We start from the raw sequence: 2,546 nt of genomic DNA, 5'->3' as shown, positions 1-2,546 counted from the left end.
ATGGCTTTTTCCGGTATTATGTAGCAAATGCATAAAACAGAAATTTTAACCAAAACATAGGGACACACTGCGTGTGTCCGTTATAAAATCAAATTATTTCAATAGGTTAAAACTCGGACACACGCAGTGTGTCCCTACAAGATAACAAAAAAGCAACATTGTGCAACTGTTGCATAATACCGAAAAATTTTATCTTTTTTCACCGCACTTTCCCCCTAAAAAAACAGGAAAAAATTATGGCAAAAACACTCTATCAGAAATTATTTGATGCTCACATTGTTTATGAAGCGGAAGGTGAAACCCCAATTTTGTATATTAACCGTCATTTAATCCACGAAGTGACTTCACCACAAGCCTTTGATGGACTGCGTGTAGCCGACCGCCAAGTGCGTCAAGTGGGAAAAACCTTCGGCACCATGGATCACAGTATCTCCACGCAAGTGCGTGATGTGAATAAATTAGAGGGGCAGGCAAAAATTCAGGTGTTAGAACTTGAAAAAAACACCAAAGCCACCGGTATTCAGTTGTTCGATATGAAAACCAAAGAACAAGGCATTGTGCACGTGATGGGGCCGGAACAAGGTTTAACCCTACCGGGGATGACCATTGTTTGTGGGGATTCCCACACTGCCACCCATGGTGCATTCGGTGCTTTGGCATTTGGTATCGGCACTTCTGAAGTGGAACACGTTTTAGCTACGCAAACCTTAAAGCAAGCTCGGGCGAAAAGTATGAAAATTGAGGTACGTGGCAAGGTCGCACCGGGCATTACCGCAAAAGATATTATCCTTGCCATTATCGGTAAAACCACGATGGCGGGTGGCACCGGACACGTTGTAGAATTTTGCGGTGAGGCGATTCGTGATCTTTCGATGGAAGGTCGAATGACTGTTTGCAATATGGCAATCGAAATGGGAGCAAAAGCCGGTTTAATCGCTCCGGATGAAACCACCTTTGCCTATTTAAAAGGTCGTCCATATGCTCCGAAAGGGAAGGATTGGGATGAGGCGGTGGAATACTGGAAAACCTTAAAATCTGATGAGGATGCAGAATTTGATACGGTTGTCACCTTGGAAGCCAAAGACATTGCCCCACAAGTGACTTGGGGAACCAACCCGGGTCAGGTGATTGGTATAAATCAGTTAGTGCCTAATCCTGCTGATATGGACGATCCCGTCACCCGAGCCTCCGCCGAAAAAGCCTTGCAATACATTGGCTTAGAAGCCAATACCGATCTCAAAGAAATTAGCGTTGATCAAGTGTTTATCGGCTCTTGTACCAATGCCCGCATTGAAGATTTGCGTGCTGCCGCTGCCGTCATGAAAGGACGTAAAAAAGCCGACAACGTGAAACGTATTCTCGTGGTGCCGGGTTCAGGGCTAGTCAAAGAACAAGCAGAAAAAGAAGGATTAGATAAAATCTTTATCGAAGCGGGCGCAGAATGGCGTAACCCGGGTTGCTCTATGTGTTTAGGTATGAATGATGACCGCTTAGGGGAATGGGAACGTTGCGCCTCCACCAGCAACCGCAACTTTGAAGGTCGCCAAGGTCGTAACGGACGAACCCACCTTGTCAGCCCGGCAATGGCGGCAGCGGCCGGTATGTTCGGTAAATTTGTTGATATTCGTGATGTGGTATTAAATTAAAGAGGAAAATAAAATGGCAGGATTTAAACAACTTTCAGGCTTAGTCGTACCGCTAGATGCGGCAAATGTGGACACTGACGCCATCATTCCAAAACAATTTTTACAAGCCATTACACGAGTAGGCTTTGGAAAACATTTATTCCACGAATGGCGTTATTTAGATGTAGAGGGCACACAACCGAACCCGGAATTTGTGCTGAATTTTCCACAATATCAAGGCGCAACCATTTTACTTGCCCGTAAAAATCTGGGTTGCGGTTCTTCCCGTGAACACGCCCCTTGGGCGCTTGCCGATTACGGTTTTAAAGTGATGATCGCCCCAAGTTTTGCAGATATTTTCTACAATAACAGCTTAAACAATCATATGTTACCCATTCGTTTGAACGAGCAAGAAGTGGAAGAAATTTTCCAATGGGTGTGGGCAAATGAAGGCAAGCCAATTGATGTGGATTTGGAAGCAATGACCGTGACGGTGGGTGAGAAAGTCTATCACTTTGAATTAGATGAATTCCGCCGTCACTGCTTGTTAAACGGCTTAGATAATATCGGTCTCACCCTTCAACACGAAGACAAAATCGCAGAATACGAGAAAAATATCCCGGCATTTTTGCGTTAATATGTTCAAGTGCGGTGAAAATTCTCGGTATTTTTTCGGTATTATGTAGCAAATGCACAAAACAGAAATTTTAACCAAAACGTAGGGACACACTGCGTGTGTCCGTTATAAAATCAAATTATTTCAATAGGTTAAAATTCGGACACACGCAGTGTGTCCCTACAAGTAACAAAAAACAACGTTGTGCAACTGCTGTATAATACCGGTGTTTTTTACCGCACTTTTTGTTTTTATTTTTTTGATTAATAAAGGAGAAAAAATGGCTGATCCGCATATTCAATCCC

General features: G+C 43.6%; 2 protein-coding genes. Both read left to right on the top strand.

Annotated features, from left to right (window positions below; all coding sequences use genetic code 11):
- The first annotated feature begins 236 nt into the window (after positions 1–236).
- Positions 237–1,646, top strand: a complete 1,410-nt coding sequence (gene leuC / locus BKK50_RS11345) for a 3-isopropylmalate dehydratase large subunit (RefSeq protein ID WP_077418174.1) — start codon at positions 237–239, stop codon at positions 1,644–1,646.
- A 13-nt stretch (positions 1,647–1,659) separates the two neighbouring features.
- Positions 1,660–2,262: a 3-isopropylmalate dehydratase small subunit gene (leuD, locus tag BKK50_RS11340; protein ID WP_077418172.1), complete on the top strand. Its 603-nt coding sequence runs from the start codon at positions 1,660–1,662 to the stop codon at positions 2,260–2,262.
- The last annotated feature ends 284 nt before the right edge of the window (positions 2,263–2,546 follow it).

The organism is Rodentibacter rarus (genome assembly GCF_001998965.1).
Classification (GTDB): Bacteria; Pseudomonadota; Gammaproteobacteria; order Enterobacterales; family Pasteurellaceae; genus Rodentibacter; species Rodentibacter rarus.
The sequence above is the reverse complement of the archived record's forward strand: the minus strand, read 5'-3'. Positions and strand labels throughout refer to the sequence as shown.